Consider the following 21,403-nt stretch of genomic DNA (forward strand, 5'->3'; position numbering starts at 1 on the left):
CAGTCAACCGGGTTAATCATTAGTGAGGCAGCGGATCCAATTTCTTGCCGCGCCGGAACTTCATCTGCAGCCGGTCAAAATACAGATACACCACCGGCGTGGTGTACAGCGTCAGCAACTGGCTCATGATCAGACCGCCGGCGATGGTGATGCCGAGCGGCTGGCGCAGCTCCGCGCCGTCACCGCTGGTCAGCACCAGCGGCAATGCGCCGAACAGCGCCGCCAGCGTGGTCATCATGATTGGCCGAAAACGCAGCAGACAGGCCTGGAAAATGGCTTCTCGTGCGCCGATGCCGCCGTTGCGCTGCGCATCGAGGGCGAAGTCGACCATCATGATGGCGTTCTTCTTCACGATGCCGATCAACAGCATAATGCCGATCAACGCGATCAGGCTGAAGGGGGCGCCGAACAGCTCCAGCGCCAGCAACGCGCCGACCCCGGCGGAAGGCAGGGTCGACAAGATAGTCAGCGGGTGAATATAGCTCTCGTAGAGTACGCCGAGCACGATATACACCGTGGCGATTGCGGCGGCGATCAGGAACAGCTGGGATTTCAGCGTGTCCTGGAATACCTGCGCGGTGCCGGCAAAGGCGCCGCGCACCGTGGACGGCACACCGAGCGCCGTTATGGTGCGTTCCACCGCGGCGGTGGCGTCTGACAAGCTGCCGCCGTCCGGCAGGTTAAAGGAGATGGTCGAGGCCGCCGACAGTCCCTGATGGTTGACCGACAGCGGCGCATTGGCCGGCTGCCAGCGGGCGAAATAGGCCAGCGGGATCGCCTTGCCGTCCTTGTTTATCACGAACATCTTGTCCAGCGAGCTGACGTCCTGGGTATAGGGCGGTGCCACTTCCATCACCACCTTGTACTGATTGAGCGGCTGATAGATGGTGGAAATCTGTCGCTGGCCGAAGGCGTTGTTCAGCAGGGCGTTGGCGTCGGAGACCGAAATGCCGAGCCGTGCCATGGTTTCACGATCGTAGATCAGATCCATTTCCGAGCCTTTGTCCTGTTGGTCGGAGTTGACGTCCGCCAGCTCCGGCAGCGCGGCCAGCGCGGTACGGATCTTCGGCTCCCATTCGCGCAGCGCGGCGAGATCGTCTGCCAGCAGCGTGTACTGGTAGCTGGCGTTGGATTGCCGGCCGCCGACGCGGATGTCCTGCACCGCCATCAAGAACAGGCTGGCCCCCGGCTCTTTCGCCAGCCGGGCGCGCAGCCGGGCGATCACCTTCTGCGCGTCATCGCTGCGCACTGAAAGCGGCTTCAGCGAGATAAACATCGACCCGCTGTTGGTGCGCGAACCGCCGGTAAAACCGGTGACGTTTTCCACGTCCTTGTCTTCGCGCACGATCTTCATGAAGTCTTCCAGTTTCACTCGCATCGCTTGAAAAGAAATGCTCTGGTCAGCCTGGATAAAGCCCATCAGGCGGCCGGTATCCTGTTCCGGGAAAAAGGTTTTCGGGATGCTGACATACAGCCAGACGTTGAGCGCGATGGTGGCGAAAAATATCGCCAGCACCCAGCGCGAGTGGCCGAGCACCCAGTTCAACGAGCGGCCGTAGCCCCGTTGCAATGCCAGCAACATTTTGCCGAAGCCGCGAATACGCCGCTGCGCGCGCGCCGGCTGGTGGCGCAGCAGGTAGGCGCACATCATTGGCGTCAGCGTCAGCGAGACGATCAGCGACAGCCCGATCGACACCGACAGGGTGACGGCGAACTCGCGAAACAGCCGCCCGGGCAGGCCGTCCATCAGCAGCAACGGGATAAACACCGCCACCAGCGACACGCTCATCGACAGCACGGTAAAGCCGACCTCCCGCACCCCTTGCAGCGCGGCGTTGAGCGGTTTCATGCCGGCCTCGACGTGGCGCGAGATATTCTCCAGCACCACGATGGCGTCATCGACCACAAAGCCGGTGGCGATGGTCAGCGCCATCAACGACAGGTTATTCAGGCTGAAGCCGCACAGGTACATGGCGGCGAAGGAGCCGATCAGCGACACCGGCACCGCGACCGCCGGGATCAGCGTGGCGCGGCCGGAGCGCAGGAAGATGAACACCACCAGGATCACCAGGCCGATGGCGATCACCAGCGACTGCTCCACTTCCGCCAGCGAGGCGCGAATGGTCGGCGAACGATCCTGGGCGATATTCAGCTGGATTGACGCCGGAATACTGTCCTGCAACGTCGGCAGCTCGGCGCGAATGCGATCGACGGTTTCAATGATGTTGGCGTCCGGCGCACGGCTGATCGCCAGAATAATCGCCGGTTTGGCATTGGTCATGCCGGCGTTGCGTACGTCCTGTACCGAGTCTTTGACCTCGGCCACATCCCCCAGCCGCACCGCCGAGCCGTTGTTGTAGTGGATAATCAACGGCCGATAGGCATCGGCGGTTTTCAACTCGTCGTTGGCCTGGATCTGCCAGCGCTGCTGCGGGCTTTCCACCGATCCCTGCGGCCTGCGTACGTTGGCGCCGCTGATGGCCTGGCGCACGGCGTCCAGCGATACGCCCTGGTTGAACAGGGCGGTCGGGTTCAACTCCACCCGCACCGCAGGCAGCGAGCTGCCGCCGACCGAGACGTCGCCCACGCCTTCGGTCTGGGCGATTTTCTGTGCCAGCTTTGTGGAGGCAAAGTCGTACAGTTGGCCCTGGCTGTAAGTCTCCGACGTCAGCGTCAGGATCATGATCGGCGCGTCGGACGGGTTGACCTTACGGTAGCTCGGGCGGTTCGGCATGCCGGTGGGCAGCAGGCTTTGCGCGGCGTTGATCGCCGCCTGCACGTCGCGGGCGGCGCCGTTGATATCGCGATTGAGATCGAACTGCAAGATCACCCGCGTGCTGCCCAGCGAGCTCATCGAGGTCATCTCATTGACCCCGGCAATCCGCCCCAGCGCACGCTCGAGCGGTGTCGCCACCGACGAGGCCATGGTTTCCGGATCGGCACCCGGCAGTGAGGCGCTGATCGAAATCACCGGGTAATCGACCTGCGGCAGCGGCGAGACCGGCAGCAGGCTAAAGCCAATCACACCGCTGATGGCTATCGCCAGCGTCAGCAGCGTGGTGGCGACCGGCCGGTAGATGAACAGGGCGAAGAATTTCACGGCAACTCCTGCGCATCGGGCTGGCGACGGGTATTGCGCGCCAGTTTGTCAAACAGCAGGTAGATCACCGGCGTGGTGAACAGCGTCAGGATCTGGCTCATCACCAGCCCGCCGACCATACAAACCCCGAGCGGGTGACGCAGCTCAGCGCCGGCGCCGGTACTGAGCATCAGTGGCAGCGCGCCAAGCAATGCCGCCAGCGTGGTCATCAGGATCGGCCGGAAACGCAGCAGGCAGGCCTGATAAATCGCGTCGTACGGCGTCATGCCCTGTTCACGCTCGGCGGCCAGCGCGAAGTCGATCATCATGATGGCGTTTTTCTTCACGATACCGATCAGCAAGATGATGCCGATAATGGCAATCACGTCCAGCTCGCTGCCGGCCATCATCAGCGCCAGCAGTGCGCCGACCCCGGCGGTCGGCAGGGTGGAGAGAATGGTCACCGGGTGAATAAAGCTCTCGTACAGCACGCCCAGCACGATATACATCGCCACCACCGCCGCCAGGATCAGCCACAGCGTGCTGCCCAGCGCCGCCTGGAACGCCAGCGTCGCGCCCTGGAACTGGGTGGTGATGTCTTTCGGCATGTTGAGGTTTTTTTCCGCCAGGGTAATGGCGTCCACCGCTTCGCCGAGCGAATAGTTGCCCGCCACGTTAAACGAGATGGTCGCCGCCGGGAATTGATCGAGATGGTTGACCGACAGCGGCCCAAAGCGTTCCTCGATTTTGGCGAGTGTGCTCAGCGGCACCGTGGTGCCGTTGCTGCTGGTCAGACGGATATCGTTCAGCGCCGCCAGCCCCGGCGTGGTGCTCACATCGTGCTCCAGCACCACGCGATACTGGTTGGCCTGGGTGTAAATGGTGGAGATCAGCCGCTGGCCGAAGGCGTTGTACAGCGCGTTGTCCACGTCGCTCATGCTGATGCCAAGGCGCGAGGCCGAATCGCGATCGACATTCACGTAGGCCACCAGCCCTTGATCCTGCCAGTTGCTGCTCACGTCCGCCAACTGCGGCGTCTGCTTGAGTTCGGCCATCAGCTGCGGCACCCACAGGCTGAGATCGTCCAGCGACATCGCCTGCAAGGTAAACTGGTATTGCGTGCGGCTGACCTGGGTGTCGATGGTCAGATCCTGTACCGGCTGCAGATACAGCTTCACGCCGGGGAACTGTGCGCTCTGCTGTTGCAGGCGGGCGATGATCGCCGGAATGCGTTCACTGCGCTCGCTCAGCGGTTTAAGGTTGATCTGCAAACGGCCGCTGTTGAGCGTGGCGTTGCTGCCGTCGACGCCGACGAACGACGTCAGGCTTTCCACCGTCGGATCTTTGAGGATTTCCGCCGCGACCTGCTGTTGGCGTTCGGCCATATTGCTGAACGACACCGTCTGCGGCGCTTCCACCGTGCCTTGAATAATGCCGTTGTCTTGCAGCGGGAAGAAGCCTTTCGGGATCAGCAGATACAGCAGCACCGTCAGCGCCAGGGTGCTCAGCGCCACGCCGAGCGTCAGCCACGGGTGATTCAACACGATTTTCAGCCACTTGCCGTATTGCGCAATCACCCGGTCAAAGAAGCGCTCGGAGGCGGCGGAAAACCGGTTCTGCTTGCGCAGCGATTCGTGGCTCAGCATGCGCGCGCACATCATCGGCGTCAGCGTCAGCGACACCACGGCGGAAATCAGGATCGCCACTGCCAGCGTTACGGCGAACTCGCGGAACAGCCGGCCAACGATATCCCCCATAAACAACAGTGGAATCAATACCGCCACCAGCGAGAAGGTCAGGGAGATAATGGTGAAGCCGATTTCGCCGGCGCCTTTCAGCGCCGCATCGAGCGGTTTTTCACCCTTTTCGATATAGCGCGAGATGTTTTCGATCACCACGATGGCGTCATCGACCACAAAACCGGTGGCGATGGTCAGCGCCATCAGCGTCAGGTTATTGATCGAGAAACCGAGAAAATACATGGCGGCAAAGGTGCCGACCAGCGACAGCGGTACCGCGACGCTCGGAATAATGGTGGCCGGCACGTTGCGCAGGAACACGTAAATCACCATCACCACCAGCGCGACCGCCAGCAACAATTCAAACTGCACGTCGTTGACCGAAGCGCGAATGGTGGTGGTGCGATCGGTCAGCACCTTGACGTCCACCGACTTCGGCAGGCTTTTTATCAGCTGCGGCAACATTTCGCGAATGCTGTCGGCGGTGGTGATCACGTTCACGCCCGGCTGGCGTTGAATGTTCAGCACTATTGCCGGCTGTTTGTTGGCCCAGGCGGCCAGGCGGGTATTTTCCGCCCCCTGTTCGATAGTGGCGACATCCTGCAACCGAATGGCCGCACCGTTTTGGTAGGCGACAATCAGCTGGCGGTAGTCGTCGGCGGATTTCATCTGATCGTTGGCGGAAAGCGTCACCGAGCGCGTCGGCCCGTCCAGGCTGCCTTTGGCGGAGTTGACGTTAGCGTTGCCGATGGCGGTGCGGATGGTTTCGCTGTCCAGACCGTAGGCGGCCACCGCCGCGGCGTTGAGCTTCACGCGCACCGCCGGCCGCTGGCCGCCGGAGAGGGTAACCAGACCTACGCCGGTCACCTGGGAAATTTTTTGCGCGACACGGGTTTCCACCATGTCTTCCACCTGGGTCATCGGCATGGCGGTCGAGGTGACGGCCAGCGTCATGATCGGCGGATCCGCAGGGTTGACCTTGCTGTAAATCGGCGGGTAGGGCAGATCGCTCGGCAGCAGGTTGGTGGCGGAGTTGATCGCCGCCTGCACTTCCTGCTCGGCGACGTCGAGCGGCAGTTCGAGCTGGAACTGCAGCGTTACCACCGACGCGCCGCCGGAGCTTTGCGACGCCATTTGTTTCAGGCCGGACATCTGGCCAAACTGGCGCTCCAGCGGGGCGGTAATGGCCGAGGTGACCACGTCCGGGCTGGCGCCGGGATACAGCGTGACCACCTGAATGGTCGGGTAATCCACCTCCGGCAGGGCGGAAACCGGCAGGGAGCGGTAGCCGATAATCCCCGCCAGCAAAATAGCCACCATCAACAGCGTGGTGGCGACCGGGCGCAGAATAAACAGGCGGGAGGGGCCGCCGGCGTTAGGTGGCATCGCCTGCATCAGGATTTCCTCTGTGCGAGCGGCTTGCTACCCGGCGTGGTCGCCGCCGGGGTGGCCTGCGGTGTCACCACTTCAACCTGCATGCCTTCGGTCAGGCGATCGATGCCGTCGGTCACTACCCGGTCACCGGCGTTCAGGCCGGCGCTGATGACCACTTGTCGGCTGTCCTGCACGCCGGTGGTCACGCGGTGCTTGCTGACCTTGTTGTCTTCGCTCAGGGTCCAGACGAAGTTGCCTTCGTTGCCCATCTGCAACGCGGCGGTCGGGATGACAATCGCGTTATGCAGGGTAGCCACCTTCAACCGGGCGTTGACGAACTGGTTCGGGAACAGCGCATCGTCTTCATTGGTGAAGCGCGCCTTCAGCTTGATGGTGCCGGTCGTGGTGTCAATCTGGTTGTCGAGACTCAGCAGCGAACCGGTCGCCAGTTGAGTCTGGTTGGTGCGGTCCCAGGCTTCGACGCTGACCGGACCGGCTTTTTGCGCCTTGAGCAAATCGCTGATATTGCCTTCCGGCAGGGTGAACACCACGTCGATAGGGTGGGTCTGGGTGATCACCACGATGCCGGTGGTGCTGCCGCTGGTGATGTAGTTGCCGACGTCGACCAGTTTCAGGCCGACGCGGCCGTCAATCGGCGCGGTGATGCGGCTGTAGGTGATTTGCAGTTTGGCGCTGTCGACCGAGCCCTGATCGGCTTTGATCGCGCCTTCGGTTTGTTGCACCAGCGAGAGCTGGGTATCCAGATCCTGACGTGAAACCAGGTTGGTTTTCGCCAGTTGCTGGTAGCGCGCCAGATCCCGACGCGCATTGGCGAGTGTCGCCTGATCTTTTGCCAATTGCCCCAAAGCCTGCGTCAGTTGCACTTCAAACGGACGCGGGTCGATTTCGACCAGCAAATCGCCGGCTTTGACCTGTTGGCCCTCGGTAAAGTGGACGGCCATCAGTTGGCCATCGACCCGGCTGGTGACGGTAACGGTATTGGCGGCGGTGGCGGTGCCCAACCCGGAGAGATAGCGCGGTACCGTCTGTTCGGTGGCGGTTGCCGCCTGTACCGGCGACATCGGCGCGCCGCGTCGGCCACCCGCTGCGGCTTTGCCGCCACCGGCGTGAGGTGTGGCAGAGGCCGTATCTGATGCGGGAACTGCAGTATTGAAGTGACGCCAAATCAGAACGGCGGCAATGACCACTATCACCACAACCAGCAGGCGCGGCAGCAGTGAACGACGTTGGGTTTTTGCATTCATGGTGGCGAAAATCATCTCCAAAAGGCAGGGGTGCGGGCACTCATTGCCACAAAAGTTACACTCCTTACAGAATACTAGTTTAGCCAGTAAAGACGGCATAAAAATGAAGGAAATATGGAGGAAGCGTCAGCATTATCTGAATATATCCGTCATCTTTCAAACCGCAGCGTTGTTGGCTGCACGCAGTTATTCGGCCCATCCATGGGCCTCCCCCTTACGGGGCCGCTGCAAGCAGCGTTCAAATCTGCTCCCGGCAGATTTGTCACCCCAATCACTTACTTAAGTAAGCTCATGGGGACTAATGAGCCTCATCCCTGAGGCCCACCCTTCGGGACAGCACAAGTGCTGTTCAAATCGGTTCCCGACCGATTTGTCCTGCGCTTGCCGCCTAGCTGCAATTTGAAAGCTATAGGATATAAATTGACTATGTTTATAAGCGGCCGGCTTTGACTTATAGCTAATGCGTTTTAACGATTTCTTGATTCCGCGCTAATAATTAACCTGCAAATCATTTATCCCATGGAGCATGCAATGAGCAAAAGAGAATTGGGCCGTTCGGGCATTCAGGTGCCGGCATTGACCTTCGGCGGCAATGTGTTTGGCTGGACGGCGGATCGCGAGACGTCATTCAGCCTGCTGGACGCGCTGGTGGAAAACCAGCTCAATTTCATCGATACCGCCGACGTCTATTCGAGCTGGGCGCCGGGTAATCAGGGTGGAGAGTCCGAAGCCACGATTGGCGAGTGGCTGAAAAAAAGCGGTAAACGCGATCGGGTGATTATCGCCACCAAGGTAGGCAAGCCGATGGGCGAAGGCAAACAGGGGCTGTCGCCGCGCTACATCCAACAGGCGGTGGAAGACTCGTTGCGCCGCCTGCAGACCGACTATATCGATCTCTATCAATCGCACGACGACGACCGGGACACGCCGCTGGCGGAAACCCTGGCCGCGTTCGATGCGCTGATCAAGGCCGGTAAGGTGCGGGCGATAGGCGCTTCCAACTATCAGGCCGATCGTCTGGAAGAGGCGCTGAAAGTGAGCGAGCAGGAAGGGCTGGCACGTTACGAAACCCTGCAACCGGAATACAACCTGTACGCGCGCGAAGGGTTCGAAAAAGAGCTGGCGGTGGTGACGCAACGCCACGGCCTGGGGGTGATCAACTTCTTCTCGCTGGCCAGCGGCTTCCTGACCGGCAAATACCGCAGTGCGCAGGATGAGGGCAAAAGCCAGCGCGGGGACCGTATTGTGGCGCAATATCTCAACCCGCGCGGTTTCCGCATTTTGGCGGCGTTGGATCGGGTGGCGGAAAAACACCGCACTTCGCCGACGCAAGTCTCGCTGGCCTGGTTGATCGCCCGGCCGGACATCACTGCGCCGATCGTCAGCGCCACGTCGTTAAAGCAGTTGGATGAGCTGATCGCCGCTACCCGGCTGCAACTGGACGCCGATGATATTAAGGTGCTGAACGAGGCCAGCGCCTGGTAACAGGGATTACCGGGCGGTAATTTTGCTCTATCCTGAATGGGTCAATGTGATCCATTCAGGGAGCAGCAATGCAAAGCGATATTATCAACGATCTTGCCGCGCTGGAGCAGCTGTACGGCAAACCCGCCGCGCCGTCGATATTTAAAGAAGTCAGTTACATTCACCCGGTCTACCGTCCCTTTATCGAAGCTGCACCTTTTGCCGCGTTGTCCACCGTCGGGCCTGATGGGATGGACGTTTCCCCACGCGGCGATCCGCCCGGTTTCATTCATATCGAAGATGAGAAAACCCTGCTGCTGCCGGACCGGCGCGGTAACAACCGTATCGACAGCCTGCGCAATATCCTGCACGACAACCGGGTGGCGCTGCTGTTGCTGATCCCCGGTATCGGCGAAACGCTGCGGATTAACGGCCGTGCGGAGATTGTTGTGGCGCAAGAGGTGCTGCAGCGCTTCGCCCACCGCAAAATGCTGCCGCGCTCGGTGCTGCGCATTCATGTGGAGGCGGTGTTTTTCCAGTGCAGCCGGGCGATATTGCGCTCAGGGCTGTGGGACGAAGCCAGCCACCTTGAGCGTTCGGCACTGCCCAGCACCGGCAACATTCTGGCCGAAGTGAGTAAAACGCAGTTTGACGGCGACGAGTACGACAGCGCACTGCCGCAGCGGCTGCGGGATACGCTGTATTAGCGCGGCGTGGCGTTCAACAACGCCAGCAGCCGGGCGAGGCAGCTTTCCACCGGCTGGCCGGCGGTATCGATGCGGGCCACAGGCGTGGCCCAGGGCGTATAGTCATGATCGATAACGCTCTGCCAACCGGGGAGTTTCAGCCCGGCGATATCCCCGTCGCGGGTTTCCACCCGGCGGCGGTGTTCGGCGCTGTCGGAACAGTAGACTTCAATATCAAAGCAAGCGGTGCCGGCGCGTTGCGCCACGCCATGCCAGGCGGCCCGCGTCACCGGCAGCGGGTTGACCGAGTCGGCAATCACCCGGTGGCCCAAACGCAGATTGTCTTCGGCCACGCCATAAGCGGCAAAGTAACCGGCCGGCCCAATGTCGCCCGCCAGCATGCCGCTGTTGCGGATAGCCTGTTCAAGAGTGTCTATGCGCAGATGAATAGCCGGTAGCCTGGCCGCCAGTGCTCGCGCCAGTGTGGTTTTACCGCTGCCCGGCAGCCCGGAAAAAACAATCAGCATTGCTGTGCCCGCCATTGTTGCTGTCCCAGCCGATACACTACATGGTTTTGCAGCGGATGGCCCTGCGGCAAGCGCGGGTGCAGGAAGCTTTCGCCGTTGAACGCCATGCCAATACGCGCCATTACCCGACGCGAAGGTTGGTTGACGGTAGCGGTAAAGGACACCACTTCATCCAGTTGCAGCGAATTAAAGGCGGTAGCCAGTACCGCCCTGGCCGCTTCGCTGGCGTAGCCGTTGCCCCAATGGGGGGCCGCCAACCGCCAGCCGATTTCCACGCAGGGGGAGCAGGGCAGATCGTCCGCCCGCCTCGCCAGCCCGACAAAGCCGATAAAAGGCGCGCCGCCTTTCACTTCCAGTGCCCAAAAGCCCCAGCCGTGCAGGCGCATGAACTGGCGGATGTTGTCGGCCTGCGCGTCGCTTTGATCGGCTGTCATCACTGAAGGGAAATAACGCATGACTTGCGGATCGGCGTTGAGGGCGGCAAAGGCCGGCAGGTCTTCGTCGCGCCAGGCGCGCAACCGCAGCCGAGCGCTTTCAGGGGAGAGTATTTCAGACATCACTGGCCTCCAATGACCGGGGCGCGGCAGGCCGCGCCCACGGGCAATTAACGGAACAGCGTTTGCGCCCAGCGCGCCAGCCCGGCGGTGACCGAGCCGAAATCGTTGCCGCCGACGATAGGAATGCCAGGCAGCTGTTGTTGCAGCGCGGCGCGCAGCAGAGGTGAGCGTGCGCTGCCGCCGGTGAGATAAATCACCTCCGGCGCGGTCTGGCTGCTGGCCAGCGCGGCACTGACCTGTTCCTGAATACGCAACAGCGGCTGAGAGATAGCGTCGGCCAATTGATCCTGGCTGATGGTTTCCGCCAGTTCCGGTTGGACGAACGCCAGCGGTGCGTGGGTGGTTTGCTGTGCGGACAGGGCGATTTTACTCTCCTCCGCCGCGCGCACCAAACGGTAGCTTAACCGTTGTTGGTGTACTTTCAGCAGGCGCTTGACCTTTTCCGGATCGGCGGCGTCGCGGATCAGATCCCGCAGCATACGGCCGTTGGCGGCGCTGTAGAAATCGATCTGCGCCGGCACGTCGTTGGTGGCTACCGCGTTCCAGTAAGGCAGCGCAGGCAGGGCGATGCCCTTTTCGGTTTCGCCGCCCATGCCGAACAGCGGCATCAACTGTTTGAACGCCAGCATGATGTCCAGATCGTTACCGCCGACGCGGCAACCGCTGTGCCCCAGCAGGCTCTGCTGGCGATCGGCGCGATCGCGCCATTGCGGCCCCATCAACAACACCGAACAGTCGGTGGTGCCGCCGCCGATGTCCACCACCAGCACGGTTTTCTCTTCGTTCAGCGTGGCTTCGAAGTCCAGACCTGCCGCTACCGGCTCGAACTGGAATTCAATATCCTTAAACCCGGCACGTTCGGCGGCGCGCTGCAAAATGCCCTGCGCCTGCCGGTTGGCGTCTTCACCGCCGATGCCCTGGAAGTTGATCGGGCGGCCGATGACCGCCTGGCTGATGCTGCTCTGCAGCACGTTTTCGGCCTGGCGTTTGATGTGGAACATCATGGCGCACACCAGGTCTTCGAACAGCGCGATCTGCTGCGGTTTCAGGCCGTTGGCGCCGAGGAAGGATTTCGGCGAGCGGACAAAATAGACTTCTTCCGGATCTTCAACGTACTGCGCCAGCGCCTGCAGGCCAAACTGCACGCTGTCGTTGCCGACCGGAATGTCTTCTTCGCGGTTGTAGTTGATGGCCCTGCGCAGCAACTGTTGGTTCTCTTCGCTGCCGGTCGGCACCTGCCAGTGGCGGTGCAGGCATTCGCTCACCGCTTCGCGCGTCGGTGCGCACAGCATCGACGGCAGGTAAGGTTCGTTGTTTTCCAGCGTCAGCAGCTCGGGGCCGTTATCTCGCATCACTGCGACGGAACAGTTGGCCGTTCCGTAGTCAAATCCAATAAACATGTCTTTTCTCTAATCCCCATGCCAATGAAGGGGGGCGACTTTACCCGAGTCCCGGCCCCTGGGCAACGTATGCGCGCTTAACTGACGAAAAATTTAGCGAGGCGGGCGGCGCTATGCTTAACTTAGGCTTCCTGTCTTAATGTCCGAATCCCGCACGTCAGCGCGCCAGCCGAGTCGCATAATGAACAAAAAACTGACCCCGAGCGTTGCCATGAAAAACCAGCAACAGGCCTTGTATGACGCACTGAGTGCGCGCGATCGAAAATTTGACGGCCGCTTTTTCGTCGGCGTGTCGTCGACCGGCATCTATTGCCGACCGGTGTGCAGCGCCCGCACGCCGAAAATCGAAAACTGCACTTTTTATCCCAGTGCGGCGGCGGCGGAACTGGCGGGGTTTCGCCCCTGCCTGAAGTGCCGGCCGGAGCTGGCGCCGGGATTGGCGCTGATCGATCTCGGCAATCGTTATGCGCAGGTGGCGGTGCAACTGATTGAGCAGGGCTACTTGTCCGAACACAGCTGCGAGCAATTGGCGGTGCGGCTGGGGATTTCCGATCGCCACCTGCGGCGCATCTTTGCCGATCAGTTTGGCGCATCGCCGATTGATTACGCCCAGTCACATAGGCTGTTGCAGGCCAAGCGGCTGCTGGCGGATACCGATTTGCCGTTGAGCGAGGTGGCGTTTGCCGCCGGTTTCGGCAGCCTGCGGCGGTTTAATGAATTGTTCAAGGCGCGCTACCGGCTGATCCCCTCCGCGCTGCGCAGCAACGGTAGCCGCAATGAGCGCACCGTCGCCAGTGGGTTGGTGTTTCATCTGGCTTATCGCCCGCCGTATGACTGGCCGCGCATGCTGGGCTTTTTACAGACGCGCGCGGTAAGTGGCGTGGAAAAAGTGCAGGATCAACAGTATTTGCGGTCGATCGCCGTCACTCTGGGCGGGGTGGAATACCGTGGTTGGGTCAGCGTGCTGCCGGAAGAGGCGCATAACCGGGTGCGGGTAGAAGTTGCGCCTTCGCTGAGCCGGGTGACCACCGAGGTGCTGCGGCGTATCCGCCAGCTATTCGATTTGGACGCTGCCCCGGATCTTATCGCCAATGCGTTAGGGACATTAGCCGCCGATGCGCCGGGCCTGCGGCTGCCCGGCTGCGTCAACAGTTTCGAGCAGGCGACCCGCGCGGTGCTGGGGCAACTGGTCAGCGTGAAGATGGCGGCCACCTTTGCCGGGCGTATGGCCGAACGCTGGGGCACCGCGCTGGAACAGCCTTACGACGGTATTACCCATGTGTTTCCCAGTGCTGAACGGGTGGCTCAATTGCAGCCCGAAGATTTGCGCCCGCTGGGGGTGCAGCTCAAACGCGCGGCGGCGCTGATCGCCATTGCACAGGCGGTCACCGAAGGGCGATTGCAGTTAGATAACGTGCTGGATATAGAGCAGGGGATCAAGGCGCTGACCGCGCTGCCGGGTATCGGCAGTTGGACGGCGAGCTACATCGCCATGCGAGCCTGGTCATGGCCGGATGTATTTTTAACGGGGGATTATCTGATCAAACAGCGTTTCCCCGGCATGACGCCGCGCCAGATTGAGCGCTATGCCGAACGCTGGCGGCCGTGGCGTTCCTACGCCACGCTGCATTTGTGGCATAACGACGGCTGGGCACCGCTGACAGAGGCTGCCGGGTAGGGTTACTCTTTTGTGGCGATAAGCGCCAGCAGGCTGCTGATGCCTTCGCGCATCAGAAAGCTCAGCAGCTTTTCGCGTTCGCTTTGCGTCAGGTGGTAGTAATACTCAATCCACACGGCCAGCGGCGGCTGGCGTTCCACCTGGTAGGCAGCCGGCTCCTCTTGCAGCATCAGCAAGCTGCGCGCGCCGATGGGCAGGCTGTCGATATGGTATTCCACGGCCTTGCCCTGTATGCCTTCTCGGCGGCGGCTGATCCAGCCTTCGCGCCGGGCTTTCAAATTGATTCCCTGTGGTGAGGTGGGTAATCCTGCAATGCCTGTAAGCTCCCTGGCGGCGAACCACTCATTTTTCATAGCCATAATCCCTGGGCAATCGTACGCAAAGACGGTGTTCTAAACGGCCTGACTGGCGTTTTTGATCGCCGTCCGGCGATGTCATGTTATTCAAACGATTAATCTTTACCCATTAGTTATACCATTAACTCAAGCTTGGCTAAGCAAAAAAAGATCGGCAGGGGGCGTGCGGCCGATGATAAGGTCGCGGTCTGAAAGACAGGGGAAAGGCTAGGGTTAGCGGATGCCGAAATAACCGCTGCTGAGCAGCTCCGACAGCGTCAGTTCCAGTGCCACGGTGTCGCCGTCGGCCAGATCGACGCCGATGGCCTGCAGCGTATTGAGCGTGATCTGCTGGTGCGCCGGGCCGGCCAGCGTCTGGGCGTGTACCCGGTGAGCCGCACTGTTGAGCATAGACACCATCAGCTCGTCCATCTGATTGCAATGCACGTTGGTGATAAAGCGTTCGTCGATGCGGATATAGTCAATCTTCTGGCCTTGCAACTCGTCGAAGGCATTGAGGTTGTGGCCAAAACCGTTGACGATCAGCTTGCAACCCCGTTGTTGCAACTGATGGATAAATGGTCTGCAGATAGCCGCATGTTCGAGTAGCGCGGTGTCATCGACCATCAACAGCAGGGCTTCAGGTTGCAATGGGGAAGCGTCGAAAGTTGTCAGCAGGTCGCGCTGGAATTGCGCATCGAGCAGGCTGTCGGTCGCCAGCGGTAGCGCCACTGACAGCCCCTTGCGGCTAATGTCGACGGCGTTCTGCGTCAAAATTTGCCCGATGATCCAACGATCCAGATCCGGCTGCAGGTTATAAATCTGTGCGGCGGCGATAAACTCGTCGCGGGTCAACGACCGGTTGTCCAGCGTCATAACCTGTAGTTTCAATTGATAAAAACAGACTGCCTGCGGCGTTTTGGGCGGTGCCGCCGCGGTGACGTGCAACACCAACTGCCCGTCGGCGATGATGTCTGCCACCTCCTGCCGTGCCAGGAAATGATGCTGGCGTTCCAGCATCGTTTTCTGGCGTGCTTCGTAGAGATAAACCTGGCCGCGGCCACGATGCTTGGCGGTATAACAGGCGATATCCGCCTGAGCCAGCAGTTCGCCGCTCTTGCCGCCGGCGGCATCGATGCGGGTGATGCCCGCGCTGGCGCCGACGTGATAAATCTTCCCTTCCCAAAAAAACGGGTATTGGCTGATGTGGTTAATCAGTTGCTGCGTAAGCGATTTGGCCTGTTCCCGCGAGCAGTCGAACAGGATCAATCCAAACTCGTCGCCGCCGAGCCGGGCCAGGCAGTCGCTGTTGCGCAGATGGTGCAGCATCAACTGAGCGATATCTTTTAACAGCGCGTCGCCGGCGGCATGGCCGGCACTGTCATTGACCGCCTTGAAGCGATCGAGATCGAGAAATACCAGCGCATGCTGCTGATTTTCACTGGCTCCGGCGAGGGTGGATTTCAGGCGTTTCTCAAAATTGGTGCGGTTTGGCAAGCCGGTCAGTGCATCGTGCGAGGCGCTGTAACTCAGTTTTTTCATCAGTTCGCGGGAGGCGGTGACGTCTTGTAATACCATCACTGCACCCATCACTTCGCCGTCCACCGTTTTCAGCGGTGATACCGACTGCTGAATGTCGAAATGGCGCCCGTCGCGGCTGTGCAGCACCAGGGCATAATCCGCCGAAAGCAGCCGATTTTCCTGCAGGCAGCACTGGATCGGGTTTTCCACTTCTTCGCCGTCTTTGCCATTGGTCAGGCGCACCACGCCGGCGATAGGCATGCCGATCGCCAGGCTCATCGACCAGCCGCACATTTGTTCGGCCACCGGGTTCATAAAGGTGATACGCATTTCGTCGTCGGTGGAGATTACGCCTTCGCCGATGGCGTCGAGCGTAATGTGCAGGCGCTCTTTTTCTTCGTGCAGCGCTCCGGTGAGGTTTCTGACCTCCGTCATGTCGATGTTGGTGCCGAGCATGCGCAAGGGGCGGCCCTGTTCGTCCAGAATGACGTTGCCCTGGCCACGAATGTGGCGCACTTTCCCCTGGCGGGTGAGCAACCGGAATTCCAGAATGAACGGCCGTGGGTGTTCCAGCAAAGAGGCGATCTCAAGGTCGGTGCGTTCACGGTCCTCCGGCAACAGCAGCGTGCGCCACAGCGACAGCGTCGGTGTCTGGTCCGGGCTGAGGTCATAAAGCTCATACATGCGTTTGTCCCAGGTGAGGACTTCGTCGTGCATCATCCATTCCCAAACGCCGACACCGCCTACCTGATTGGCCAGCGTGATGCGTTCTACCAACCGGTGGTTTTCCGCTGCGGTGTGCTTCAGTTCACTGATGTCTTCCACCTGAGAAATAAAATACAGCGGTAGGCCTTCGGGATCGCGTACCAGCGATACCGCCAGCAGTGCCCAGACGTGTTCGCCGTCGCTGCGAATATAGCGTTTCTCCAGGGTATAGCTGCTGATATGGCCGTCGAGCAGATCGCGCACCTGGGACATATCGGCGTCCAGATCGTCCGGGTGGGTGATTTCCTGGAACGTCAGCCGTTGCAGCGCCTCTGGCGTGTAGCCCAGCAGTTTGCACAGCGCCTGGTTGACCTGCAACCATTTCCCCTGCGGCGAAACCAACGCCATACCGATGGCTGAATACTCCAACGCATTGCGAAAACGGGTTTCGCTTTCGACGATATGCCGTTTTTCCTCGCGGAAGGCGTGCATCACCATTGCCATCGAATGCGCCGGGATCAAAATCAGCAAAATCGGCAGGTAAATATCGATGTCGCTGAGGGGCGTTACGGGCGGATGGATTTGCAGTAACCCGAATGTAATCATCACTGTGACCATCAGCGTGGTGCAAAAACAGATGATGAAGGTTTCCAGCCGCAGCAGTGCGATCGCCGCCCACAACAGCGGCAGAATAACGAAGGTGAATGGGAAGGGCAGATGGCTCAGCGCCAGATAGCTGAAGGCCAGTGTCACCATCAGCGTCAGCAACAGCGAAAACAGGTTAAGCGTTTCCAGCATGCGGCGACGATACACCAGCCCGATTGGCGTTAGCGACAACACGCCAATCGCCTCTGAAATAAACCAGGTGCTGAACAGGTGCCAGAATGTTTGTCCGGGCGCAGGTGCCCACCAGGCTGCCAGCAGGGCGCTGAACAAGGGGGTGAATATCACCGCGCAGACCACGAATTTCCCCCAACTGGCCAGGTCGTTCAGCGGATCCTCCGCCAACAGCAGGCGGCGCAACAGCAACGTGCTGACCACGGCTTCCAGCAGGTTGAGCAGCGCCAGCTTGACCGGCAGCCAGCTGTAGCCGAACAGGATGATGCTGGCGGCGACGATGGCCAGCCAGAATGCCAACAGCGGCAACCCCCACAGCTTCGTCGGTTGCCGGTACAGTGCCACGATAATGGCGGCGGTCGGGAACCACAGCGACGTAAAATGGCTGGACTTGCTGGAGAGCGCCAGGCTCAGCAGAGCCAGGAAAAATACCGTCAGCGTCGCCAGCAGCGTCTGTCTCAGCCAAGTGCCTTTACGCGTGGTGACGTGAGTGGGTGCGCTAATATCCATAGATAACCTTATCGCGGCATCTGTCAGTGAACGAGGTCATGACGCGGATAGAATGAGACGATTTATTGGCAAAGGGTAGTACAGCTCGGTAATAAAACCTACCGAATCATACGGCTTTAGTGAGCTAACGCAAAAGCCGGCGCGGGCGCCGGCGATAAAGGGTCAAAGCAGGAACAGCGTCGCCAGGCCAAGGAAGATAAAGAAGCCGCCGGTGTCGGTCAGCGCGGTGATCAAGACGCTGGAGCCCACTGCCGGATCGCGCCCCATTTTGATCATGGTCATCGGGATCACCACGCCCATCAGCGCCGCCACCAACAGGTTGAGGATCATCGCCAGCGTCATCACGCCGCCCATCGCCCAATCCCCGTACAGCAGCCAGGTGACTACCCCCATGATGCCGCCCCAGACCACGCCGTTGATAATCGCCACCCCCAGCTCTCTCAACATCAGGCGGGAGATATTACCGACTTCGATCTGGTGCAGCGCCAGCGCGCGGACGATCATGGTGATGGTCTGGTTGCCGGTGTTGCCGCCGATACCGGCGACGATCGGCATCAACGCCGCCAGCGCCACCAACTGCGAAATGGTGTGTTCAAACATGCCGATGACGCGCGAGGCGATAAACGCGGTGCACAGGTTGATAGCCAGCCATGCCCAGCGAGTTTTTACTGCTTTCATGACCGGGGCAAACACGTCCTCATCCGGGCTCAGGCCCCCCATGCGGCGCAGGGTGGTGTCGCTTTCTTCGTTGACCACATCAACGATCTCTTCAATGGTCAGGCGGCCCATCAGCTTGCCCTTGGCGTCGACCACCGGGGCGCTGATCAAGTCATAACGTTCGAACGCGCTGGCCGCCGCCTCGGCTCTGTCTTCCGGCAAGAAACGGGTGGGATCGCTGTCCATCACGTCCTGCACCGGGGTTTCCGGGTCGTTCAGCAGCACGGCGGTCAGCGGCAACTCGCCCAGCAGGGTATTCTTGCGATCGGTGACAAAGAGTTTGTCGGTAGCCGCCGGGATGGTTTTACGCAAACGCAGGAAACGGTGTACCGCTCCGAGTGTGACGTCCGGACGCACCGTGACCAGTTCAAAATCCATCATCCAGCCTACGGTGTCTTTACCGTAGTGGATCATCTCGCGTACCTGCGCGCGCTGATCCGGCTCGAGCGAGGTCAACAGGCGGCCCATCAGGTTACGCGGCAGATACTGCGCCAGATAGGCCTGCTCATCGACGTCCAGCGTTTTGATCGCCTTGAGCAGGTCTTTATCGCTCATCTCTTCGATCAGGCTGTCCCACACCGGTTCGGCCACTTCCACCAACGTCTGGCCGCGCTTACTGTTGCCTACCAACCGCCACAGCGCCAGGCGTTCGTCCTGCGGCAGCGCTTCCAGCAGATCCGCCAGGTCAGCGGCGTGCATATCGTCCAGCAGACCGGTGATTTCGGCGGTCTGGTTCAGCAATTCGGTTTTGCTGAGCGCATTTTCATCTCCCGGCCGACCAAGAATGCCATCGACCAGGTCTTTATTGTTTAACAGCAGTGAAAGAATGCGCTGGCGATATTCAGCGACTTTTTTAACGTTATGCGTTGCGACTGACATGGTATTCCTTACTGGCACTCAGTAGTCCTCACAGACAATCTCTACCCAAGATAGAACATAGTGAATGCAGGCGTCATTTTTATGAAATGGATGCAGGCGCTGAGGAATAAGTAAGGGGCCTGGCATACCCAACAGGCGTTGGCCGGCGGCAGGCTGCTTAACTATTCGGTTGCCCTGAGTGCTGATGGCATCTTGTCGTTTCAGGGGGAGCCGTCCTGGTTTTCTTGGCGGATCTCCGTGGTGTTCTGAACGGGAGCGAGCTTTTTTTCCTGATGATGGGGCACCGCAACCACGGCGGCATACAGCAGGCGGCCGACTAAAATGATAAAGCTGATCAACAGCACTATCTTTGTCATCTGTCCGGTGGTTTTTTTACGCATATATCACCCGGCATGCCGGTTTCCTGTGCTATCTGGTGTTGGAAATTGTAACCGGAATTCCAGGAGGGGATGACAAAAGTTGTCTATTTATTTCCGGCGTAAGCCGTCGGGCATTTCAACGTCGTTCAGGATAGGGATTCAGCCGCTTCGGCGTTTAATGCGCCCCCACCGCAGGGTGGGGGCGTCGGACTCAGGCTGAGCGTTTTTCGTCCTGCGAGCCTTCTTCTTCAATCATCAGTTTCCAGCCCACCACGTCGTTCCAGTAGGCTTGCTCACGTTCGAAATCCAGCTGTACCAGGTTATTTTGCGCCAGATAGCCGGCCGGGAAGCGCAACGTCCAGTGGTTATCGTCGGTGCTAAGACGCAACGTCTCCGGCGTCGTGGTCGACTGGCGCTGGTTATTGAGCAGGGTGCTCAGGCGCAGCAACTGGATCAGCGGCAGATAATATTTTTTCTTGAACAGGTTCAGGCGCGGCAGTTCTTCGAGCTTGATGCCCTTGCGGTGGAAACGCACCAGCGCCGCCAGCAGCAATTGCTGTTCCTGATGGAAACCCGGCAGGTTGGTGTTCTGCAGAATATAAGCCGAGTGACGGTGCATGCCGCTGTGGTTGATGCTCAACCCCACTTCATGCAACATCGCGGCCCACTTCAACAGCGCTTCCAACTGCGGATTCGCCAGCTTGGGGTTTTGCGCCGTCCACTGTGCATACAGCAGCTCGGTGGTTTCGAGCACGCGCTTGGCCTGTTCACGGTCAATATTGTAGTGATCGGCCAGGCTTTTGGCGGTGCGGCTACGGATATCCTGATGGCGGAAACGGCCTTCCATTTCGTACAGCACGCCTTCGCGCAGCGCGCCGTCGGAAAGGCGCAGATCGCGGATCGCCAGCGCATCGAACACGCCGCACAAGATCGCCAGACCCGGCACAAACACCGACTGACGGTCTTCGGATAATCCCGGCAGGCTCAGCGCGCTGAAGTTTTTAAACTGCAGCACCTGTTCCGCCAGCATCTCCAGCCGCTCCAGGGTGATCAAGCCGTCTTTTTCGCCCATCTCCACCAGCACTTCATGTGCGGCCTTGATGGTGCCGGACGCGCCAAGCGCATACTGCCAGCCCTGAATGCGGTATTGCCAGGCCAGGGTCTCGAGCTTCTGCGCCGCCGCCAGGCGTGCGCGCTTGAAGTTGTTCTTGCTGATTTCGCCGCCTGGGAAAAACTGTTGGGCGAAGCTGACGCAGCCCATGCGGCGGCTTTCCGCCAGCAGCGGCTCAAAGTCTTCGCCAATCACCAACTCGGTGGAGCCGCCGCCGATGTCGATCACCAGCTTGCGGCCTTTTTCCGGCTGCGTGTGTTCCACGCCCATAAAGATCAGGCGCGCTTCTTCCTGCCCGGCGATGATTTCAATCGGATAGGGGATCACCTTGGCCGCGCGTTTGAGGAACACTTCCGCGTTAATCGCCTGGCGCAGAGTATGGGTGCCGACGATGGTGACGTTATCCGCCGGGAAGCCTTGCAGCCGTTCGGCGAACAGCGCCAGGCAGGCAAGGCCGCGTTCTATTGCCTCTTCACTGAGCACATTGTTGCTGTCCAATCCATCGGCGAGGTGCACCCGCTGTTTTAAACGGCCCAACACTTGTAAGGCGCCGTTGACGACGCGGGCAATCACCATGTGGAAGCTGTTCGACCCAAGGTCGATGGCAGCGATTTCCTGCGGTTTGTTCGTTGCAGTGCTTTTTAGCGGCATAGTGGCTGG

At 60.1% G+C, this 21,403-nt stretch carries 14 protein-coding genes; 3 read left to right on the forward strand and 11 right to left on the reverse strand.

All coding sequences use genetic code 11. The features are described 5' to 3' along the window. Positions 1–19: 19 nt before the first annotated feature. From mdtC to ACUTSW_RS21140, 3 genes are read right to left on the reverse strand one after another with little or no spacing between them, the layout of a single operon-like run. Entirely contained in the window at positions 20–3,100 is a 3,081-nt protein-coding gene (gene mdtC, locus ACUTSW_RS21130; RefSeq protein ID WP_445585281.1) for a multidrug efflux RND transporter permease subunit MdtC, read from the reverse strand. Further along, positions 3,097–6,213, reverse strand: coding sequence for an MdtB/MuxB family multidrug efflux RND transporter permease subunit (locus ACUTSW_RS21135; protein WP_445585282.1), 3,117 nt, complete (start codon positions 6,211–6,213; stop codon positions 3,097–3,099). Before ACUTSW_RS21135 ends, mdtC begins: the two co-directional genes overlap by 4 nt. Then, positions 6,213–7,457, reverse strand: coding sequence for an MdtA/MuxA family multidrug efflux RND transporter periplasmic adaptor subunit (locus ACUTSW_RS21140; protein WP_445585283.1), 1,245 nt, complete (start codon positions 7,455–7,457; stop codon positions 6,213–6,215). The genes ACUTSW_RS21135 and ACUTSW_RS21140 overlap by 1 nt, the downstream gene beginning before the upstream one ends. Positions 7,458–7,988: 531 nt before the next feature. On the opposite strand from ACUTSW_RS21140, the gene ACUTSW_RS21145 reads away from it, so the two are divergent. Both ACUTSW_RS21145 and ACUTSW_RS21150 read left to right on the forward strand, forming a co-directional pair. Then, a complete protein-coding gene (locus tag ACUTSW_RS21145) occupies positions 7,989–8,942 on the forward strand; it encodes an aldo/keto reductase (protein WP_445585284.1) in 954 nt (317 codons plus the stop codon). Between the two features lie 68 nt (positions 8,943–9,010). Then, positions 9,011–9,628 carry a pyridoxamine 5'-phosphate oxidase family protein gene (locus ACUTSW_RS21150; RefSeq protein WP_004951944.1) on the forward strand — a complete coding sequence of 206 codons (618 nt, stop codon included), beginning with the start codon at positions 9,011–9,013 and terminating at the stop codon, positions 9,626–9,628. On the opposite strand, the gene ACUTSW_RS21155 is transcribed toward ACUTSW_RS21150, so the two are convergent. The 3 genes from ACUTSW_RS21155 to yegD are packed head-to-tail and all read right to left on the reverse strand — an operon-like array spanning position 9,625 to position 12,091. Continuing rightward, positions 9,625–10,134 carry an AAA family ATPase gene (locus ACUTSW_RS21155; RefSeq protein WP_445585285.1) on the reverse strand — a complete coding sequence of 170 codons (510 nt, stop codon included), beginning with the start codon at positions 10,132–10,134 and terminating at the stop codon, positions 9,625–9,627. The genes ACUTSW_RS21150 and ACUTSW_RS21155 overlap by 4 nt on opposite strands. Further along, positions 10,128–10,691, reverse strand: a complete 564-nt coding sequence (locus tag ACUTSW_RS21160; protein WP_445585286.1) for a GNAT family N-acetyltransferase — start codon at positions 10,689–10,691, stop codon at positions 10,128–10,130. The genes ACUTSW_RS21155 and ACUTSW_RS21160 overlap by 7 nt, the downstream gene beginning before the upstream one ends. Before the next feature lie 47 nt (positions 10,692–10,738). Continuing rightward, positions 10,739–12,091, reverse strand: a complete 1,353-nt coding sequence (gene yegD / locus ACUTSW_RS21165; RefSeq protein ID WP_073440646.1) for a molecular chaperone — start codon at positions 12,089–12,091, stop codon at positions 10,739–10,741. Between the two features lie 181 nt (positions 12,092–12,272). On the opposite strand from yegD, the gene alkA reads away from it, so the two are divergent. Next, positions 12,273–13,769 (forward strand): DNA-3-methyladenine glycosylase 2, encoded by a 1,497-nt coding sequence (alkA, locus tag ACUTSW_RS21170; protein ID WP_445585287.1) that lies wholly within the window; start codon positions 12,273–12,275, stop codon positions 13,767–13,769. A gap of 2 nt (positions 13,770–13,771) precedes the next feature. On the opposite strand, the gene ACUTSW_RS21175 is transcribed toward alkA, so the two are convergent. From ACUTSW_RS21175 to ppx, 5 genes are all read right to left on the reverse strand, one after another. Beyond that, the gene (locus ACUTSW_RS21175; protein ID WP_004951938.1) at positions 13,772–14,122 is read right to left on the reverse strand and encodes a DNA-binding protein; all 351 of its coding nucleotides are present in this window, start codon (positions 14,120–14,122) and stop codon (positions 13,772–13,774) included. A gap of 216 nt (positions 14,123–14,338) precedes the next feature. Beyond that, positions 14,339–17,677, reverse strand: coding sequence for a diguanylate cyclase (locus tag ACUTSW_RS21180; protein WP_445585288.1), 3,339 nt, complete (start codon positions 17,675–17,677; stop codon positions 14,339–14,341). Between the two features lie 162 nt (positions 17,678–17,839). Beyond that, a complete protein-coding gene (gene mgtE / locus ACUTSW_RS21185; protein ID WP_062791511.1) occupies positions 17,840–19,273 on the reverse strand; it encodes a magnesium transporter in 1,434 nt (477 codons plus the stop codon). Between the two features lie 200 nt (positions 19,274–19,473). Further along, the gene (locus ACUTSW_RS21190; RefSeq protein WP_062868246.1) at positions 19,474–19,653 is read right to left on the reverse strand and encodes a YfgG family protein; all 180 of its coding nucleotides are present in this window, start codon (positions 19,651–19,653) and stop codon (positions 19,474–19,476) included. Positions 19,654–19,843: 190 nt separating this feature from the next. Next, positions 19,844–21,394, reverse strand: a complete 1,551-nt coding sequence (gene ppx / locus ACUTSW_RS21195; RefSeq protein ID WP_063197315.1) for an exopolyphosphatase — start codon at positions 21,392–21,394, stop codon at positions 19,844–19,846. Positions 21,395–21,403: the final 9 nt, after the last annotated feature.

The sequence above is a fragment of the Serratia sp. TSA_198.1 genome, from assembly GCF_052686505.1.